22 protein-coding genes, 1 other RNA gene and 1 pseudogene are annotated in these 18,086 nt (G+C 60.0%); 19 read left to right on the forward strand and 5 right to left on the reverse strand.

Annotated features, from left to right (window positions below; genetic code table 11):
- Positions 1 to 12: 12 nt before the first annotated feature.
- The 5 genes from SCL_RS02135 to SCL_RS02155 all read left to right on the forward strand — a co-directional run bounded on the left by SCL_RS02135 (position 13) and on the right by SCL_RS02155 (position 4,323).
- A complete protein-coding gene (locus SCL_RS02135; RefSeq protein ID WP_096359560.1) occupies positions 13 to 528 on the forward strand; it encodes a tripartite tricarboxylate transporter TctB family protein in 516 nt (171 codons plus the stop codon).
- 88 nt (positions 529 to 616) lie between these two features.
- Complete coding sequence (locus tag SCL_RS02140; RefSeq protein ID WP_096359562.1) at positions 617 to 2,143, forward strand: tripartite tricarboxylate transporter permease; 1,527 nt, start codon at positions 617 to 619, stop codon at positions 2,141 to 2,143.
- Between the two features lie 175 nt (positions 2,144 to 2,318).
- Entirely contained in the window at positions 2,319 to 3,152 is an 834-nt protein-coding gene (locus SCL_RS02145; RefSeq protein WP_096359564.1) for a cytidylate kinase family protein, read from the forward strand.
- 115 nt (positions 3,153 to 3,267) lie between these two features.
- Complete coding sequence (locus SCL_RS02150; protein ID WP_096359566.1) at positions 3,268 to 3,609, forward strand: hypothetical protein; 342 nt, start codon at positions 3,268 to 3,270, stop codon at positions 3,607 to 3,609.
- A gap of 12 nt (positions 3,610 to 3,621) precedes the next feature.
- Complete coding sequence (locus SCL_RS02155) at positions 3,622 to 4,323, forward strand: YebC/PmpR family DNA-binding transcriptional regulator (RefSeq protein WP_096359568.1); 702 nt, start codon at positions 3,622 to 3,624, stop codon at positions 4,321 to 4,323.
- Between the two features lie 60 nt (positions 4,324 to 4,383).
- Here SCL_RS02155 and lexA read toward each other — a convergent pair whose 3' ends face one another.
- Together lexA and SCL_RS02165 are read right to left on the reverse strand one after the other, a co-directional pair.
- Positions 4,384 to 5,004 carry a transcriptional repressor LexA gene (gene lexA / locus SCL_RS02160; RefSeq protein WP_096359570.1) on the reverse strand — a complete coding sequence of 207 codons (621 nt, stop codon included), beginning with the start codon at positions 5,002 to 5,004 and terminating at the stop codon, positions 4,384 to 4,386.
- Positions 5,005 to 5,111: 107 nt separating this feature from the next.
- Positions 5,112 to 6,065, reverse strand: a pseudogene (locus tag SCL_RS02165) (integron integrase); the annotation flags it as partial.
- A 165-nt stretch (positions 6,066 to 6,230) separates the two neighbouring features.
- Between SCL_RS02165 and SCL_RS02170 the strand changes: the two are divergent.
- From SCL_RS02170 to SCL_RS02200, 10 genes are all read left to right on the forward strand, one after another.
- Positions 6,231 to 6,548 carry a hypothetical protein gene (locus tag SCL_RS02170; RefSeq protein ID WP_096359575.1) on the forward strand — a complete coding sequence of 106 codons (318 nt, stop codon included), beginning with the start codon at positions 6,231 to 6,233 and terminating at the stop codon, positions 6,546 to 6,548.
- Between the two features lie 125 nt (positions 6,549 to 6,673).
- Complete coding sequence (locus SCL_RS02175; protein ID WP_096359577.1) at positions 6,674 to 6,940, forward strand: BrnT family toxin; 267 nt, start codon at positions 6,674 to 6,676, stop codon at positions 6,938 to 6,940.
- Positions 6,930 to 7,226 carry a BrnA antitoxin family protein gene (locus SCL_RS02180; protein WP_096359579.1) on the forward strand — a complete coding sequence of 99 codons (297 nt, stop codon included), beginning with the start codon at positions 6,930 to 6,932 and terminating at the stop codon, positions 7,224 to 7,226. Before SCL_RS02175 ends, SCL_RS02180 begins: the two co-directional genes overlap by 11 nt.
- A 27-nt stretch (positions 7,227 to 7,253) precedes the next feature.
- Complete coding sequence (locus SCL_RS13915) at positions 7,254 to 7,871, forward strand: hypothetical protein (RefSeq protein ID WP_148664949.1); 618 nt, start codon at positions 7,254 to 7,256, stop codon at positions 7,869 to 7,871.
- Positions 7,872 to 7,985: 114 nt separating this feature from the next.
- Complete coding sequence (locus tag SCL_RS13920) at positions 7,986 to 8,312, forward strand: hypothetical protein (RefSeq protein ID WP_148664950.1); 327 nt, start codon at positions 7,986 to 7,988, stop codon at positions 8,310 to 8,312.
- 105 nt (positions 8,313 to 8,417) lie between these two features.
- Complete coding sequence (locus SCL_RS13925; protein WP_148664951.1) at positions 8,418 to 8,678, forward strand: hypothetical protein; 261 nt, start codon at positions 8,418 to 8,420, stop codon at positions 8,676 to 8,678.
- 103 nt (positions 8,679 to 8,781) lie between these two features.
- Positions 8,782 to 9,102 carry a YbbC/YhhH family protein gene (locus tag SCL_RS02185; RefSeq protein ID WP_096359581.1) on the forward strand — a complete coding sequence of 107 codons (321 nt, stop codon included), beginning with the start codon at positions 8,782 to 8,784 and terminating at the stop codon, positions 9,100 to 9,102.
- 622 nt (positions 9,103 to 9,724) lie between these two features.
- Complete coding sequence (locus SCL_RS13930) at positions 9,725 to 10,099, forward strand: hypothetical protein (RefSeq protein WP_148664952.1); 375 nt, start codon at positions 9,725 to 9,727, stop codon at positions 10,097 to 10,099.
- 116 nt (positions 10,100 to 10,215) lie between these two features.
- A complete protein-coding gene (locus SCL_RS02195; protein WP_096359585.1) occupies positions 10,216 to 11,079 on the forward strand; it encodes a class I SAM-dependent methyltransferase in 864 nt (287 codons plus the stop codon).
- Positions 11,080 to 11,188: 109 nt separating this feature from the next.
- On the forward strand, positions 11,189 to 11,548 hold the full coding sequence (locus tag SCL_RS02200) for a hypothetical protein (RefSeq protein ID WP_148664953.1): 360 nt from the start codon (positions 11,189 to 11,191) through the stop codon (positions 11,546 to 11,548).
- A gap of 54 nt (positions 11,549 to 11,602) precedes the next feature.
- Here the strand turns inward: SCL_RS02200 and SCL_RS02205 are convergent, their stop codons facing one another.
- Positions 11,603 to 12,802, reverse strand: a complete 1,200-nt coding sequence (locus tag SCL_RS02205) for a class I SAM-dependent rRNA methyltransferase (RefSeq protein ID WP_096359589.1) — start codon at positions 12,800 to 12,802, stop codon at positions 11,603 to 11,605.
- A gap of 161 nt (positions 12,803 to 12,963) precedes the next feature.
- Between SCL_RS02205 and SCL_RS02210 the strand changes: the two genes are divergently transcribed.
- The 3 genes from SCL_RS02210 (at position 12,964) to SCL_RS02220 (ending at position 14,298) form a co-directional block, all read left to right on the forward strand.
- Positions 12,964 to 13,398, forward strand: coding sequence for an ion channel (locus SCL_RS02210; RefSeq protein ID WP_096359591.1), 435 nt, complete (start codon positions 12,964 to 12,966; stop codon positions 13,396 to 13,398).
- 76 nt (positions 13,399 to 13,474) lie between these two features.
- On the forward strand, positions 13,475 to 14,161 hold the full coding sequence (locus SCL_RS02215) for a DUF599 domain-containing protein (RefSeq protein WP_172425886.1): 687 nt from the start codon (positions 13,475 to 13,477) through the stop codon (positions 14,159 to 14,161).
- Between the two features lie 61 nt (positions 14,162 to 14,222).
- Positions 14,223 to 14,298: non-coding RNA, sX9 sRNA (locus SCL_RS02220), on the forward strand.
- Positions 14,299 to 14,303: 5 nt separating this feature from the next.
- Here SCL_RS02220 and SCL_RS02225 read toward each other — a convergent pair.
- Both SCL_RS02225 and SCL_RS02230 read right to left on the reverse strand, forming a co-directional pair.
- Positions 14,304 to 15,188, reverse strand: coding sequence for a tetratricopeptide repeat protein (locus tag SCL_RS02225; protein WP_096359595.1), 885 nt, complete (start codon positions 15,186 to 15,188; stop codon positions 14,304 to 14,306).
- Positions 15,189 to 15,232: 44 nt separating this feature from the next.
- On the reverse strand, positions 15,233 to 16,528 hold the full coding sequence (locus tag SCL_RS02230) for an MFS transporter (RefSeq protein WP_197702676.1): 1,296 nt from the start codon (positions 16,526 to 16,528) through the stop codon (positions 15,233 to 15,235).
- 181 nt (positions 16,529 to 16,709) lie between these two features.
- Here SCL_RS02230 and SCL_RS02235 point away from each other — a divergent pair, with 181 nt between their 5' ends.
- On the forward strand, positions 16,710 to 18,083 hold the full coding sequence (locus SCL_RS02235) for a sigma-54 interaction domain-containing protein (protein WP_096359597.1): 1,374 nt from the start codon (positions 16,710 to 16,712) through the stop codon (positions 18,081 to 18,083).
- The last annotated feature ends 3 nt before the right edge of the window (positions 18,084 to 18,086 follow it).

Raw genomic sequence — 18,086 nt, forward strand, 5'->3', positions numbered from 1 at the left:
AGGAGCCAGAAGATGAGCGATGACGGGCATCACGAAAGCGGGGCCCATCGCGGCGTTTCTACGAAGACGATGGAAATCGTCGTGGCGCTGCTGACCCTCGCCCTCGGGCTGGTGGTGATTTACGACAGCCGCCGCGTCGGCGCCGGCTGGGCCGAGGACGGCCCGCAGGCCGGCTATTTCCCGTTTTACATCGGCATTATTCTCTGTTTCGCCAGCGCCTGGACCCTGTGGCAGACATTGTTCTCCGGCAAGGCCGCCGCCGGCGTCTTCGTCAGCCATAAAAAACTCCGGCTGGTGCTTTCGGTGTTCGTCCCGGCCGTGATCTACGTGGCCGCGACCTGGTTCATCGGCATTTACGTCGCCTCCGCTGCGTTCATCGGCGTATTCATGTACTGGCATGGCCGCTTCGCCTGGAGCCGGATCGTCCCGGTCAGCCTGAGCGTGCCGGTGGCCATGTTCCTGCTGTTCGAGGTCTGGTTCCTGGTGCCCCTACCCAAGGGCCCGCTGGAGGCATTGATCGGTTACTGACGCCGGGGGCGAAGGCCCCTGGCATGTGTTACTCAGGATGACGGGGATTAGCGACCGTCGTCCGCAACAAGGGGGAGGGGAAGCGAGCGTGGAAGAATTCAGCAGCCTGATGCAGGGCTTCAGCGTCGCGCTCACGTATCACAACCTGCTGTTCATGTTCGTCGGCATCCTGCTGGGAGTGCTGATCGGTGTGCTGCCCGGGCTCGGCGGCGCCAACGGCGTGGCGATCCTGCTGCCGCTCACCTTCACCATGCCGCCCACCAGCGCCATCATCATGCTGTCGTGCATCTACTGGGGCGCGCTGTTCGGCGGCGCCATCACTTCCATTTTGTTCAACATACCGGGCGAGCCGTGGTCGGTGGCGACCACCTTCGACGGCCATCCGATGGCCAAGGCCGGCCGCGCTGGCGAGGCCCTGACCGCCGCCTTCACCTCGTCTTTCATCGGCGCCCTGATCGCGGTCATCGTGATTACCTTTCTGGCGCCGCTGGTGGCGAAATTCTCCCTGAAGTTCGGACCACCGGAATTTTTCGCGGTGCAGTTGCTCACCTTCTGCAGCTTCGTCGGTCTCGGCAAGGGTCATCCGGCCAAGACCATCGCCGCCATGATGCTCGGCTTTGCGCTCGCCGCCGTCGGCCTCGACACCGTCACCGGCACCCTGCGTATGACCTTCGGTACCACCGAACTGCTGCGCGGCTTCGACTTCCTGATCGCGGTGATCGGCCTGTTCGGCATCGGCGAGATCCTGCTCACCATGGAGGAAGGACTGGCGTTCAAGGGCGTGCACGCGCGCATCAACCCGCGCGTGGTGTGGCACACCTGGAAGCAGCTGCCGAAATACTGGATGACGGCCTTGCGCGGCACGCTGATCGGCTGCTGGATGGGCATCACCCCGGGCGGCGCCACGCCGGCCTCGTTCATGAGCTACGGCATCGCCAAGCGCTTCTCCAAGACCGGCGAGAAATTCGGCACCGGCGAGATGGAGGGCGTGGTGGCGCCGGAAACCGCGGCGCACGCCGCCGGCACCAGCGCGCTGCTGCCGATGCTGACGCTCGGCATCCCGGGCTCGCCCACCGCCGCCGTGCTGCTCGGCGGCCTGCTGATCTGGGGCCTGCAACCGGGTCCGCTGCTGTTCGTGGAGCAAAAGGACTTCGTGTGGGGCCTGATCGCCAGCATGTATCTCGGCAACATCGTCGGCCTGATCATCGTGCTGACCACGGTGCCGTGGTGGGCGGCGATCCTGCGCGTGCCGTTTTCCATCATCGCGCCCATAATAGTCGTGATCTGCGCCATCGGCGCCTATACCGTGCACAACGCCATGCTGGACGTGGCGCTGATGCTGGTGTTCGGCGTCGTGGGCTATCTGTTCAAGAAACTGGATTACCCGCTGGCGCCGCTGGTGCTGGCGCTGGTGCTGGGCGACATGGCGGAAAGCTCGTTCCGCCAGTCCATGCTGCTGTCGCGCGGCGAGGTGTCGATTTTCTGGTCCAACGGCCTGGTCGGCAGCATCTGCGCGCTGGCGATGCTGATGCTGTTCTGGCCGGTGATCACGAAGCTGCTGGCGCGCCTGCGCCGCGGCGACAACGACCTGGACGAAGCGCGTCCGGTGGAATAAAACCTTTAATGAATTAAATGGACAGGATTAACAGGATTTACAGGATTAAATAATTTGCGAATAAAAATCTTGTTAATCCTGTGAATCCTGTCTAATTTTCTCTTTTTGTTATGGGTTCTTTAGATACAGGAAATCCTGTCTATTCTTTTTCTTAAGCGGTTCTGAGGAGAAAGCCATGCCGGTAATCGCCATGAATCAGGAGATGGGCTCGCAGGGCAAGCTCGTCGCCGAAAAGCTCGCCGAGGAACTCGGGCTGGAGATTGTGCGCCACGAAATCATCGATCACGTGGCGCAGAAGATGCACATGCGCAAGAGTGCGTTGCAGCGCTTCCTCGAGGGCAAGTCCGGCCTGCTGGAGCGCTGGGGCACGGACGAGGCCAGCCTGGCGCTGTTCAAGGTCGAGGAAATCCTCGACCTGGCGGCCAAGGGCAACGTCATCATCCGTGGCTGGGGCGCGACCCATATCCTGCGCCCGATCCCGCATATCCCGTGCGTGCGCGTCGGCGCGCCGTTCGCCACGCGTCTCAAGTGGGTCATGGATTCGCTCGGCACCGACGACGAGGACATGGTGGCCGAGGAGATCCGCCACAGCGACGCGGCGCACCGGGCCAACATGCAGCACCAGTTCGGCGTCGGCTGGGGCGAGCCCATGCAGTACGACATCACGCTCAACACCGAGCGCCTGTCGGTGGCGACCTGCGTCGAGATGATCAAGGCGCTGCTGAAGCGCCCCGAATTCGAGGAGACGCCGGAATCGCGCGCCAAGCTCGCCAACCTCACGCTCGAATACCACACACGCGCGGCCCTGCGCGCCAGCCCCCGGACCGCCGACGTCAAGATCTCGATCAGCGCGGACAATGGCAAGGTCAGGCTCGAGGGCATCGCCGCCAGCCCCGACGAGCAGCACGCCATCACCGAGGTGGTGTCGCAGGTCGCGGGCGTGAAGGGCGTGAGCAACAAGCTCAAGGTCATGAAGGATGTCAGGATTTTTCCGTCGTCCAGGACCTAGGGCCCCGACCCGGTTTCCCTTTCTTTTTTGTGTGACCCCGGCCGCGGCGGATTTCCTCCCGTGGCATGAAACCCGCCTGCTTGAAGATCGCCGCCCGACGGGTCAGGATAGCGGCATGATTCGTCTGACCAAAGCCTTGAACGCCTGGGGCACCCCGGAGTTCGAGGGCGCCCTCAAGCAGGAAATCGAGCAGCTGGATGGGGCGCAGCTGCCCTTGCAGCAGGGGCTGAAAACCGGCAGTTATGCCCTGGCCGGGCACAAGGCGATGCTCATCAGCACCTCCGAGGACGCGGGCATCATCCGCGTGAAGGCCGGCATCTTCTATTCCGGCATCCTCACTGGTTGCGCCTGTGCTGACGACCCCACGCCGGTCAACGAGGAAAGCGAGTACTGCGTAGTACAATTGGATATCGATAAACAGACGGCTGAAACGGCAATATCTTTGTTAGCGGAATAAGAGGACGTAAGCATGGGTGCGCAGTGGAAAACCAAGATCAAGGAAACGACGGCCGCTGCCAAGGGCCGCATCTTCACCAAGTTGGCGAAGGAAATCATGGTGGCGGCGCGCGCCGGCGCCGATCCGGAGATGAACTCCAAGCTGCGCATGTCGATTGACCAGGCCAAGAAGGCGTCCATGCCCAAGGACACCATCGAGCGCGCCATCAAGAAGGGCGCCGGGCTGCTGGACGACGGCGTGACCTTCGAGAAAGTCATCTACGAAGGCTTCGCCCCGCACCGCGTGCCGGTGATCGTCGAATGCCTGACCGACAACGTGAACCGCACCGTTACCAACATCCGCATCCTGTTTCGCAAGGGGCAGCTCGGCAACTCGGGTTCGGTGGCCTGGGATTTTGACTATCTCGGGATGATCGAAGCCACCCCGGCCGCCGCCGGCGCGGACGCGGAGACTGCCGCCATCGAGGCCGGCGCCAGCGACCTGGAGCCGGCCGAAAACGGCGCCACGCTGTTTCTCACCGCGCCGTCCGATCTGGACGCGGTATCCCGCGCCCTGCCGGCGCAGGGATTCACCGTGCAGTCCGCCCAGCTCGGCTACCGCCCGAAAAATCCGGTGACGCTGGGCGCCACCGAGCGTGCCGAGGTCGAGGCGTTCCTGGAGGAAGTGGATGCCGACGACGATGTGCAGAACGTTTATGCGGGGCTGGCGGATTGATGCCGGGCGATCCCGGTCAGCACGTCCCGGATTGAATATCTTTTCAGGTGAGACGCGGGCCTACATGCGCTCGCGCAGTACGCCGACACCAAGACCCTCAATTGCAAGTGTGTCTGCGCGCAGGTCGATCTCGATCGGATTGAAATCAGGATTCTCGGGGAGCAGGCGGATGAGATAGGCGCTGCGCTGGTGGAAGCGTTTGACCGTGACTTCCTCGTCGTTCACCCGCGCCACCACGATGTCGCCACTTTCCGCGCGCCGGGTTTTGTGCACAGCCAGCAGATCGCCGTCGAGTATCCCCGCATCGCGCATGCTCATTCCCCGTACGCGCAGCAGGTAATCCGCGCGCGGCTTGAACAGGCGCGGATCAATCCGGTAATGATCCTCCACGGATTCCACGGCCAGGATCGGCGCGCCCGCCGCCACCCGGCCCACCACCGGCAACGAGAATTCCGGCGATTGCGCGCCTTGCGCCACGATTCTTATCCCCCGCGAAGCCCCCGGCGTCATTTCGATGACGCCCTTGGCTTCGAGCGCGCGCAGATGGGATTCGGCGGCGTTGGGTGATTTGAAGCCGAGTGCCGCGCAGATGTCCGCGCGCGTCGGCGGCAGGCCGGATTTTTCGATGTGGCGGCGGATGAGGTCGAGGATTTCCTGCTGACGCCGGGTGAGTTCGAGCACGGGCTATCTCACATTCCGCCGGAATGGCCTGAAACAGAAACGCCCCAGGGGATGCGCAGCTCGCGCGCGTGAAATGGCAGTGACGTACCGGTTTGCGGTGCGTCGCTATCGAGCGGACTGAGGACAGCCCGTCCGCCACGATTCAGGACATGGGTATAGATCATGGTTGTCGAAACATTGTTGTGACCAAGCAATTCCTGCACGGTACGGATGTCATAACCGGACTGCAACAGATGGGTGGCGAACGAATGCCTGAGCGTATGCGGCGTCGCGGGCTTGTGAATCCCGGCATCGCGCAAGGCCTGGCGCATGGCCCGCTGAACATTGGCCTCATGCGCATGCCAGCGCCGGGTGATGCCGCTTCTCGGGTCGAGCGATAACCTGCTGGAGGGGAACACGTATTGCCACCCCCACTCGCGCCCGGCATTCGGATATTTGCGCGCCAGGGCAAAGGGCAGGTAGACGTCGCCGTAGCCTGCCCGGAGGTCGGAATCGTGCAGCCGTTTCACCCGTGCCAGGTGGTGGGTGAGCGGCGCCACCAGCGAGGCGGGCAGCATCGTGACGCGGTCCTTGGCGCCCTTGCCCTCGCGGATGACGATCTCGCCGCGGGCAAAATCCACGTCCTTCACGCGCAGGCGCAGGCACTCCATGATGCGCATGCCGGTTCCGTAAATGAGCCGGAGCATGAGCCCCGGGGTTCCTTCAATGCGGGCAAGCAGGGCATTCACTTCCTCCCGTGTCAGCACCACCGGCAGGCGCTTGGACCGCCGGGCGGACTCGACGTTGTCGAGCCAGGGCAGGGTCTGTCCAAGCACTTCCTTGTAGAGAAACAGCAGAGCGCTCATGGCCTGATTCTGGGTGGAGGCGGAAACCCGATCGACGACTGCGAGGTGGGTCAGGAACTTTTCCAGCTCGTGTGCGCCCAGTTCCCGGGGGTGACGTTTGTCGTGGAAGTAGATAAACCGTCTGATCCAATGGATGTATGCTGATTCGGTGCGCAAGCTGTAGTGTTTACGCCGAATCCGGTCCCGCACCTGATCAAGCAATTTGGGTGGTTGCATGGTTCCCCTCCATGTCGGGTTTGTTATTTTCAATATTTACGTACTAGAATGAACAAATAGCAATAAAAAGAGGCAGTTATGATAAACTACTGTATAAATATACAGTATTATGTCGTTTTGTAAAGCGACATTTAGGCCGTCTACTTTTAGTTGGGCATAACCAGAATGCAGCGAGAGAAACCCACCAAGCGTCTTCAGTTTCTTTTTGGCCTTGCGGCAGTTTGGCTTGTTGTGGCGGCCCTGCTCATCCTGCAACTGTGGCCCGACCTACCGAAAACCGATCTTGGGTGGTTTCTTCTAGTTGTAGTTGGTCCTCCCGCTTATGTCGCGGGTGAAGGGTTTTTTGGGTGGCTCTTCTCCGAGAAGCACGGCAAAGAAATCTCAACGAAACAGTTTTCGTGGCTGCGAGTAGCGCTCGCGTTTGTTGTGGTGGCGGTTGTCTTCGGTCTCAGTATTGTTGTTTCGTCTATCCTCAAACAATGAACATTCATGCCCAACAAGCGCTTCGAGGCGGACGCGCCATACAGCGGCGCGCCGCTCAAGCGCGGCGTTAGCCGCCAAAAATCCATTTACTTGCGGTGTATGCATATAGTGCATATACTGAATCAGTGCGCTTCCAATACGATCCTGCAAAAGCCGTAAGTAATCTGAGAAAGCACGGGGTTTCCTTTGCGGACGCCGAAGGTGTGTTTTATGACCCGCTGGCGATCCATCGGCTGGAACCGGACTCCATTGATGAAGAACGGTTTGTTGCAGTTGGTATGGGCAGCGCTGGAGAAATCCTGGTTGTTATCTACACACTTCGTGACGAGGAAATCCGAATCATATCGGCTCGTCATGCCACGCGACATGAGGTGAAAAGCTATGAGAACTGAATACGATTTTTCGAAAGGGAAACGAGGCGCTCTGATTCCTGCAAAGGGCAAGACTCGTATTACGATTTATATCAATGATTCCATACTGGATGAATTCCGGTCCCGTGCCGAACGTGCCGGTATTGGATATCAAACGATGATGAACGAAGCATTGAAAGCCTTCTTGGAAAAGAACGAACAACCCGTCACTGCGGCCTTATTGCGTCAAATTATCCGAGAAGAGCTTCCAGAGAAATCGCGGCTAACACGTCGTTCCACCGGACGCGCAAAGACGGCGCGCCGGTGAACTCTGCGTTAGGCTAACGAATGCAGAATGCAAAAAATATGGCGAAAAATCTGGTTGCTTGTATTTGGAAGCCTCGTTCTATGTGGTTGCATGATCTATCGAGAGGATCGGGACTTCGCCATTGAATGGGGGAACGACTTAGCATTATGGAGATCGTCTAAAAACTCCATTGATATGGGTGGGTTACATATCATGTTTGGCCCGGCTAGGGACGAAAGCCGGGGTGATATTTATGGCAGCCGGTTTCCTGTCGCTATATGTCCCGGGATCGCAACCCCATCGAAATATGTGAGCATCACTTTTTATGGAGCCGATGTGGATCTTATTATGTCAGGCAATCTTTATATAGCAGACTTGAAAAGTATCAGTCCTTTGAAACGATTTGTTCCCTGGGAGAAATATGACGAATCCCTCGATCTCACTCGTAAGAACCTTCCGGTAACGGCAGACATTCCCGCAGCATATTATCGTTGCTTTAACTTCGAGTTTGACGTGGAGTCACCGAGGTTTGATGAAACGTTTGAGCTAGTCATTAGAGGTGTCAAAGTCAATGACAGCCCCATCTCTATACCGACTGTTAAATTCAAAACAACGCCTTCTCGTATCAAAACCTGCGTTTGGCCAGAATGTTTTGTCTCGCATTAAGCGAAAATGTGTGCTCATGAATCAGCCTAACAACCGGTTCGAGATGGACCGGTTTACCCGGCGCAAGACGCCGGGTAAACCGGCCGCTCAACCGGAGCGTTAGGCGTAATAAAAATGATGCCCTGCGACTACCGCTCAAAATGTGGCGACATCAAGAAATTTGACCTTGATGCAGTATTTGATTTGGTTGGTGGGTTCAGTCGAGTACGCGACGGTTGGTCCGCTCTCATCATTTTTGTTCCGAGCACAAGTGCCTTCGTTGAGCTTCGATCTTCTCCCCAAGACTATAGAGGCAACTCCGAGGAAGAAGCGGAAGAAGTTGATGAAAGTTATGTTCAAGAGTCTTTCGGGTTGTCACAGACTCAACTCACTGCGTTCAAAGCCAGTCCAAGAACATGGCAATTCATAGATCATCGGAAAACCAGCCATGGTCACGCCTAACAACCGGCTCGTGCGGACGCCGGGGGACAGCGCGCCATGTTTCCTGATACTTTTGTGGCCGGCGCCGCACACCCGGACCGTTGGGCGCCAGAATAGGAGAGAGCAATGGCAGCTAAGAGAGTAGTTTCGCCAGAAGAAATCGTTGCCGTCTTGAATAAGGCGCTTGCTGAATCAGCCGCACTTGAAGGTGACTGTCGAGAATGTCAAGTACGTCGTGTCGGTCGCGTCACAGATGAAGAAGCGAGGCAGCTAGGTCGCAATTGGAATGTCGATATGGTGAATGGTGAGTGCGGCGGTGAGTGTTACGACGTGCTTGTTGATATTGCGCGTGAGGTGGGTGGAGCGCTCGATGCTTCTTGGTCATAAGCTTGCGCCCAACAAGGCGCTTGAAGCGACGCCGGTAAGCTTTGCGGTTCCTTCACGCGGCATCAGCGGCGCGCTTCAGCTTTGTCGTTATGTGCCCTAGATCATGAAAACTTTTCGCTTCGTTCTGCCGCTATTGTGCGCGATGGCTCTTGTTGCAGTCTCAGTCGCGGGTGAAACGAAACACAATGTGAGCCCCAAAGACGGCTTGGTGCCAAATGCTGAAACGGCAATAAAGATCGCCGAGGCTGTTTGGTTACCGATCTACGGCGATGGGATTTTCAAAAAGAAACCATTTAAGGCACGTCTAGTTGGAGATGTTTGGGTAGTGGAAGGTACTCTTCCCTTGGAAATGGTTGGTGGAGTGCCGCTAGCTGAGATTTCAAAGAAAGACGGCAAAATCTTGCGAGTCAGTCATGGCCAGTAGACACATAACAATTTTTTCGAGCCGACGCCGTGAAACGCCGCAGGCGCTTCACGGTTCTGTTCGTGCCCGGCGCGGCTCAAAAAGTCGTTAGGACGCACTGACGTGCACAAGGCCTTAGTGTCCGCGACAGGAATCGTGATTGCCTTCGCTATTTCTTATGCAGTGCTTCTGCCGCCTCCTAGATCTGACGGCATTTGTGAGCGCACTGGATTGCGCACGTCTGACGCAGAGTTCATCGAGACGGCTGTTTGGCACTACCACAGAGTGCTTGGAGTTGAGGGGAACGAGAAGGCGGTGTCACGGTACTTGCGCGACAATCCGGACTGCTGCAAGGTCTTTCGAGAGCGCACTCCGGAGGTTGAGGCGACTGACCGAAGCGCTTGGTGGGGGAGCGTTGTTGTCCGAATGCAGAGGGCTAAGCCTCAACCTGTCGAGGGCACCAACTTTCTTGGCAATGCGGTCTACGTCACAGTTGACAACTGTAGGAACGGCAGCGAGCAACTGACTGAATACCTCACAGGAGGCTAGTTCCAAGTGCGGATGCGTCCTAACCCGTCATTCGAGAGAGACGCGCCAAAAGCGGCGCGCTCCTCAATTTAACGTTAGATTGCATAAACTTAAAATGCCTGAATATAACTGGCAGTACAACTTTGACGGTAACACAATTACTGTGGCGACCGATGATCCACATTGGAAAAACCATGCTTCGAAGCAAAGTTGGGCGCCATGCGAACATTTGAAGCCGGTACTTATTGCCTTCCTTGCCAAGGGCGTAATCATTGAAGGCGCGGGTGATGGTTGGAGTAAGGCAAAACTCGTGGTTGGTCTAAGTAAGGGGCTAAATCGGAGTGCAACAATAACGGAGGCAAAAAACCGAGGGTTAGGGTTCTTCGAAAACGACGCCTATCAGTACCCATCAACTTACGGTTTGTACTGCGAAGTATGCCAACATGGAATCGATTGGCCACAAGACCAATCGACGATCAATGCAATCTAACCACCGCTTCCACGGGACGGCGTCGCTAACGCGCCGCCGCCCGTGAAGCGGGCCGTTAGCAGTCTGATTCCCGCACCGCGAAGCAACATCAACGTCTAACCGGGAGGAGAACTTTCGTGGCCGAACAGCAACTCTCATTCGACGCAGCGAAGTACAAGAACGCGCAGCGAGAACAATGGAACAAGGACGGCGCGGCATGGCGCCGCTGGAATCCCACCCTGGATCGTTGGTATGGCGAAATGACCCGCCAGATGCTCGACCTGGCCCGGATTCAGCCGGGTCAGCGCATCCTGGACATCGCCGCCGGCGCGGGTGAACCGGCTGTCAGTGCCGCCAAACGAGTTGGCCCTGGCGGTTACGTGCTGGCGACCGACATCTCGGAAGGGATCGTTGAGCTTGCGCTCCAGGTCGCCCGTGAACATGGACTCGAGCAGATTGAGACCCGCGCCATGGATGGCGAGAAACTGGATCTCCCTGACGCTTCCTTTGATGCGGTGCTGTGTCGGCTGGGTCTGATGTATATGCCGCACCCCGTGACCGCGCTACGCGAGTGGCGCCGTGCTCTGAGAGCGGGCGGTCGGGTCGCCGTCGTTGTCTTTTCCACGCCCGATCGCAACAGTTGGGGTGCGGTGCCCGCTTCCATCATCCGCCGGCGCGCGCAACTCCCGCCCCCCGTCCCGGGCCAACCCGGACCGTTCAGCCTTGGCGGCCCCGGAGCGCTTGAAGGCGTCTTCCGTCAAGCCGGATTTGCCAACCCCGAGGTTCGCGCTGTGCCGGTGCCCCATCGAATGGGTAGTGCCGCCGAATACGTGCAAGTCGCCCGGGAAGCCTTCGGTGCATTCAATGCCATGATGGCGCACCTGTCCCCTCAAGAACGCGAGTCCGTGTGGAACGAAATAGAAGGCTCAATGCGTAGCTTCGAATCGCCGGGAGGATTCGAGGTACCGGGTGAGTGCCTTGTCGGTGCGGCCACGAAGTGATCGTACGCAGACTGCTAACCATCCGTTGCAGCCGACCCGTTCGGGCGAGGCTGCGCCCGCCTGCACGGACGGCTGAACTGACACGTCAGACCATGAATAAGTGATACGCATGAAGAAAGACGCATGGTTTTATTTGGTAGCGGCCGCGAGTGGCGTTCTGACATGGGTCTTGGTGTCTGTTATTTCCGGGCGGGTAGAGGCATGGGATTCCGGCCTGTATTTCTCGGTTGGCATGCCGGTGGTCTGCATCGTGGCGCTGGTGCTGGGCTTCCTCGAGCCGCGGCGGGCGTGGCGCTGGGGTGTGGTTCCGCTGCTGGCCCAGTTTCTCTGGATGCTGTTGACCCAGGGCCCCGGCAATCTATTGCCGCTCGGTATCGTGGTGTTTGTCGTGCTGAGCCTGCCTTCCATCGTGGCGGCGCGGATTGGCGCGTTCGTCGCGGTCAGGCGGGCCAGGAGTGATGAAGCCTGATCATCGCTTTATTCAGGACGGCGCGAAGAAACGCGTCGCCGGTTAAAGCGGATGTTAACTCGGCAGCAGCCTCACAAAAAACGCCTTGAGATAACCGGTTTCGGGAATCGCCGGATGCATCGGGTGATCCGGCCCCTGGTGGCCTTCCTCGATGATTTCCATGAAACGGTCGATATGTCGGCTGTTCTTGAGCAGGATGTCGCGCAGCTCATCGCGGTGCAGGTGATACGAGCAGGAGCAGGACACCAGGACGCCGTCCTTCGACAATACCTGCATCGCCATCTGGTTCAGCCGTTGGTAGGCCTGGGTTCCTTCCTTGATGTCCTTCTTGCGCTTGATGAAGGCCGGCGGGTCGATCACCACCACGTCGAAGCGCTCGCGCGCGGCGCGCAGACGGCGCAGCATCTCGAAGGCATCCTCACGCTCGGCCGTGACTTTGGCGGCGACACCGTTCAACTCAGCGTTATGCTGGATGGCCTCGACCGCCTTGGGCGAGCTGTCCACGCAGGTGACGGATTCGGCGCCGGCCGCCGCGGCCTGCACGCCCCAGGCGCCGAGATAGCTGAATACGTCCAGCACGCGCTGGCCTTTTATATAGTGGCGGAAGCGCGCGCGGTTCGGGCGCTGGTCGTAGAACCAGCCGGTTTTCTGGCCGGTCAGCAGCGGCACGGCGAATTTAACGCCGTTTTCCTCGAGCGTAATGGATTCCGGCGCTTCACCCAGCGCGGTTTCGACGTAGCTCGTCAATCCTTCCAGCTCGCGCGTGGAAGTGTCGTTGCGAAACAGGATGGCGCCGGGGCGGACGACCTTTTGCAGCGCCGCCACGATTTCGGTTTTCAGTTTTTCCATGCCGGCGGTGGTGATCTGCGCCACCAGGATATCGCCATAGCGGTCCACCACCAGTCCCGGCAGGCCGTCGCTGTCGCCGAAGGCGAGGCGGTAATAGGGCGCGTCGAACAGTCTTTCCCGCAATGACAGGGCGATGTTGAGCCGGTGCGTGAGCAGCGATTGATCGAGGATATATTTCGGATCGCGCGACACCAGCCGCGCGCAAATGAGCGCGTGCGGGTTGACGTAGCCGGAGCCGATCACCTGCCCGCCGGCTGACTCGATCAGCACCGCCTGGCCCGGCTCGAATTGCGTGAGCGGCGTCAGCTTCGTGTCCACCTCGTTGCTGAACACCCAGACATGTCCGGCGCGCAGGCGACGGTCTTCGTTCTTGTTCAGGCGCAGCGAGGGGAGGATGGCGGTCATGGGACCGCGGAGCTTATGTGAAATGCGGGGAAATGGGAACCGTCAGCGACGCACGAAGCGCGGCAAACCCGTTGCCGCCAATGCCGCCAGGCGCGCCGAGACCGGAAAATAATCCGTGAATCGCAACTAATTCGCTTTCGTCAGGTCGTAGCGGGCAAGATATGTTCATTGCCTCCCTCTTTGCTGCCTTGCTGGTCATTCTGAGCACGTTCACGCATTATGAAGTGTTGAGGCTGTTATCCGCCTATGTACCGCGGATCAGGATACGGCCCCGGGCCAGGCTGCTGGCGGTTTTGTTTGGCACCTTCTCGGGCCACGTGTTGCAGATCGGTTATTACGCGCTGGCCTATTTCTATCTCCGGGACCATTTCGATCTGGGAACTTTCGGCGGCCAGTTTTCCGATCGTTTTCCCTCCTACTTGTATTTTTCGGCCGAGGCCTATACCTCGATCGGTTTGGGCGACATCTATCCTCTGGGACCGTTGCGCCTGATCACCGGAATTGAGGCGTTGAACGGCTTGTTGCTGATCGGCTGGTCGGCGTCATTCACCTACTTGACCATGCAAAAATTCTGGAAAATCAGCGAGCGGGATTAGGGCGCCGGACCGCCGGATTGCATACCAAGTCTTCCATGATTTTGCTATGATGCGCGCGCCTGTTCGGCAGGCGAGCATGAATACCATTTCTGCGTTCATCCAAACCAACTGGCGTTACATCGTCGACATGACGGTGTTCGTGGTCTGCGTGCTGATTCTTGGCGGTTATCAGATGCGGCTGGTACGGCGCAGCCGCCAGAGCCCCACGCGCACGGTGTCGGGCATGAACGCGCTGGCGCGCACGGCCTGGGTCGAGCGCGTCATGCGCGAAGACCGGGACGTCATGGCGGTGCAGACGCTGCGCAACTCCACCATGGCCGCGACGCTCATGGCGTCCACGGCGGTGATTCTCATCCTCGGCATTCTCAACATGCTGGCCAACGCCGACAAGATCGGCCCCGCGCTGCACGTGCTGAACCCGACCGGTTCGCACGAGCCCGGCATCTGGATCTTCAAGCTGATGCTGATCCTGGTGGATTTCTTCGTGGCGTTCTTCAGCTTCTCGCTCGCGGTGCGCGGCTACAACCACGTCGGTTTTCTGATCAACGTGCCCAAGGATACCGGCAATCACGGTGTTACGCCGGTCAAGGTGGCGTTGCATCTCAACCGCGCGTCGGCTTATTACGGCATCGGCATGCGCACTTATTATTTTTCCGTGCCGCTCGTTTTATGGCTGTTCGGCCCGGTGTGGATGCTGATCGCGACCGTCGGCCTGCTCATGATCCTGAATCACCTTGATCACCTGCCGCAGCAGGAAGACTAGAAGCCATCTCAAAACCTGCTGCGCGTCCGTGATCCGGGGTCGAGCGGTGCTCGGAATCCTCATGTACTGCCGCGTACACTCCGGTTCCTGCGCTCCGGTCTCCCCCGGCTGACGGCCGCTCGCGACGGTTTTGAGATGGCTTCTAGTTTTCCTCCGCACGCTGACGCCACTGCGCGGCGCGTTTCGCGTCCGGTTTTTCGCCCAGCAGGCCCTTCTCGTAGATATCCGCGAGGCTGCGCATCGCCGGTTTGTAGCCTTTTTCCGCCGCCCGGTTAAACCAGCGCAGCGCCTGTTCGGGATGCCGGCGCACGCCCCAGGCTCCCGTTTCATAGCGAAGCGCGAGCTGATACTGCGCCTCGACGTCGCCCTGTTCCGCGCGATTCATCAATTGTTCGCGCGAGGCTTCGTAAACACCCATGGTGTCCTTGCCGACGTCGGCGAAGAAGTGCAGCAGCTTGATCGCGTCGGAGTGTCCCTGGGCCGCGGCGCGCGAAAGCCAATCCCGGCCGCGCTCGAGGTCTTGTGGTACGCCATGGCCCTGCTGATACATCTTGCCCAGCAGATACTGCGCCTGCGCCACGCCCTGGTCGGCGGCCTTGCCCAGCCAGCGCTCCGCTTCGCGGAAATCCTGCGCGGTGCCTTTCCCGTAGAAATACGCCTCGCCCAGCGCCAGCTGGGCCTGCGGCTGATTCTGTTCCGCGGCTTTCCGCCACCACGCCAGCGCCTGCTTCGGGTCGCGCGCGGTGCCTTCGCCCGCGGCATACATCTGTCCGAGCACGAGCTGGGAATAGGGCTGGCGTTCATGCGCCGATTTGTCGATCCAGTAGAACGCCTTGCGCGCATCGCGCGGCACGCCGCGGCCTTCGCGATATATCAGTCCGAGCAGCAGTTGCGCCCCCTGGTTGCCGCGCTCCGCGGCGTTGGTGATGGTGGCGATTTCCGCGGAAGTTTCGGCCTGTGCGACGGGTACCATCGGCAGCAGCGTGATCAAAAGAGTGACGAGCGTGAAGCAAGAGCGTGGCGACATGGGTTCCTTTCAGGGTTTGTCTGTATATCCGGATTCCGGAGGCGTTATTTTACCGGTTTGATCCCCAGCCATTGCCAGAAACCGATCGTGGCGAGGCAGGCCAGGCCGCTGGAAACGAGAAACGCGATTTTGACGCCGTAGAGGGACCAGAGCCCACCCAGCAACAGACCGGCGGGAATGGCGGCGGTTCCCACCAGCATGTGAAACCAGCCAAAGGCGGTGCCACGCTCGACCGGCGCGGCCAGGTCGCGCACCAATGCGCGCTCGGCGCCCTCGGTGAGCCCGAAATAGAATCCGAGTGCCAGGCTCCAGGCCCAGAGCATCAATGGCTGGGTCACGAAGGCGAGCGCGAACAGCGTGACGGCATAGACCATCCAGCCGGTCAGGATCAGCGGCCGGCGGCCGACGCGATCGGTGTGGCTGCCGGCCTGCTCGGCGATGGCGGCCTTGACGACGTGCATCGCCGCCCACAGCAGCAGCAGTTCCACCACCGGCATGCCCAACTCATGGCCGCGCAGCAGCAGGAAGGTCTCGGGAATTTTTCCGAGCGTGAAAAACGCCAGTACCAGGAGATAGCGCCGTGAAACCGGACTCAGCCGGGTCCAGCGCAGCGGCGCCCGCTCGGCGGGCAGAACGACCGGACGCGGCGTTTCCCGGATGCCGAAGGCAAAGAGACCGACCGCCAGCAGGCCGGGAATGGCGGACAGCGCAATCACGACGTCGAGACGCGCGTTGCCCCAGTAAACGATCGCCGCCGCGGCCAGCGCGCCGAGCACGGCGCCGGCATGATCAAGCGCGCGCGTGAAGCCGTAGGCGCGGCCGGCGATGCCGTCGTCGATGGCATCCGAGATCAGCGCGTCGCGCGGCGCGGTGCGCACGCCCTTGCCGATGCGGTCGGTGACGCGGATCGAGAGCACGGTGAGCCAGCTGCCGGAAATTCCGATGAAGGGACGTGCCAGGTTCGACAGCAGGTAGCCGAACACGACATAGGGTTTGCGGCGCCGCCCGTAGAGATCGGAATGCCGCCCGGCCCAGAGCTTGAGCAGGTTGGAGACGGTATCGGCCACGCCTTCGATCAGCCCCAGCGCCACCGGGCCGGCGGCCAGCGCGGTGGCGAGCAGCAGCGGAATCAGCGGCACCACCATTTCGCTGGCGAAGTCGTTGAGCAGACTGACCAGTCCGACGATGACGACGGTGCGCGGCAGTTTGCTGCGTCCCGATCCGGGCGTTGCGGGGATCACGATGGCGGGCTGGGCATGGTGGCGCGCCCACTTTAACGGACACCGGTCCGGCAGGCAAAACTGATACAGGGACGCAAAAAAAGGCGTGGTGCGCACCACGCCCAATCCGTTGGAGGAGTTAACGGAAATCGCTGTACCAGTTTGCCGGTCATTGTATTTTTCCGGGAAAACGCTTCCCTGACTCAGGTCATTGACACGATGTCGCCATGACATGACATTGGCGTCATGATCAGCCAATTCGGCTGACAGTATGGCAGTGCGCGTCATTTATGGAGGAAGCATGTCGTCGGATATTTTTTCCACCTTTCAGTCGCTGATTAATACCCATGACAACCCGTTTGTCCTGATCGATGAAAACTACCGGGTGGTCGCCGCCAACGGCGCCTACCAGGCCGCCTATGGCGTGGAGCCGAGCCAGATCATCGGAAAACATTGTTATGAAGTCTCGCACCACCGCGACTCCCCCTGCTGGCAGCATGGCGAGGATTGCCCGCACCGCGAGGTGTTCCAGAACAACCGCCCGTGCCAGTCCTTGCACTCCCACTACGACGCCATCGGCCGGGCGGAACACGTGCAAATCAAGGGCTACATCATTCCCCGGCCCGACGGCGGCAAGCTCCTGGGCGAGTCGATTTTCCGCCTGACGAGTCCGGAAGAACTCGATTGCGACGAGATGCGCATGATCGGCCGCGCGCCGGCCTTCCTGCATGCGATCGAGCATCTCACGCGCGCCGCCGACAGCAACGCCAACGTGCTGCTCTACGGCGAATCCGGCGTCGGCAAGGAACTGGCGGCGCACTATGTGCATCAGCACAGTCCGCGCAAGAAAGGCCCGTTCATGGCGGTGGATTGCGCCTCGATCGCCGAATCACTGTTTGAAAGCGAAATCTTCGGGCACGAGCGCGGTTCCTTCACCGGTTGTGCCGGCCGCCAGCGCGGACTGTTCGAGCTCGCCGACGGCGGCACGCTGTTCCTCGATGAAGTCGGCGAACTGTCGGCGGCCATGCAGGCGAAGCTGTTGCGCGTGCTCGAGACCGGCGAGTTCCGGCGCGTGGGCGGACGCGAGGTGTTGCGCGCCGACGTGCGCGTCATCGCCGCCACCAACCGCCATATCCGCAGCATGGTGGAGCGCGGGGATTTTCGCGAGGACCTGTACTATCGCATGGCCTGCATCAACGTCGATCTGCCGCCCTTGCGCGAGCGCCGTAGCGACATCCCGGTGCTGGCCGAGGCCTTGCTCAGTCGCCTCAATCAGGCCAACCGTTCGCACTGCTACCTGACCGGCGAGGCCATGGAAAAACTGACGAATTACGATTTCCCCGGCAACGTGCGCGAGCTGCGCAATATCCTGCATCGCGCCTCGGCCATGTGCGGTGCCAACAACGGCGCGATCACGGCGGTGGGTCTGGTGTTCGATCATGACGCCAGCCCGGTGCCGGGCGGTAACGGCGGATGGAAAATTCCGTCTCCGGCGCCGCTACCTGCGGGCAAACAGCCGCTCAGCATGCGCGAAGTGGAATCGCGTTACATGGCGGACCTGCTCACGCGTTTTGAGGGACAGCGGCGACCGGTCGCCGCGGCCATGGGTATCAGCGAGCGCACGCTGTACCGCAAGCTCAAGCGTTACGGGCTCGGCGGGGCAAGCGACCGTTAGACA

The sequence above is a fragment of the Sulfuricaulis limicola genome (assembly GCF_002355735.1).
GTDB lineage: Bacteria > Pseudomonadota > Gammaproteobacteria > Acidiferrobacterales > Sulfurifustaceae > Sulfuricaulis > Sulfuricaulis limicola.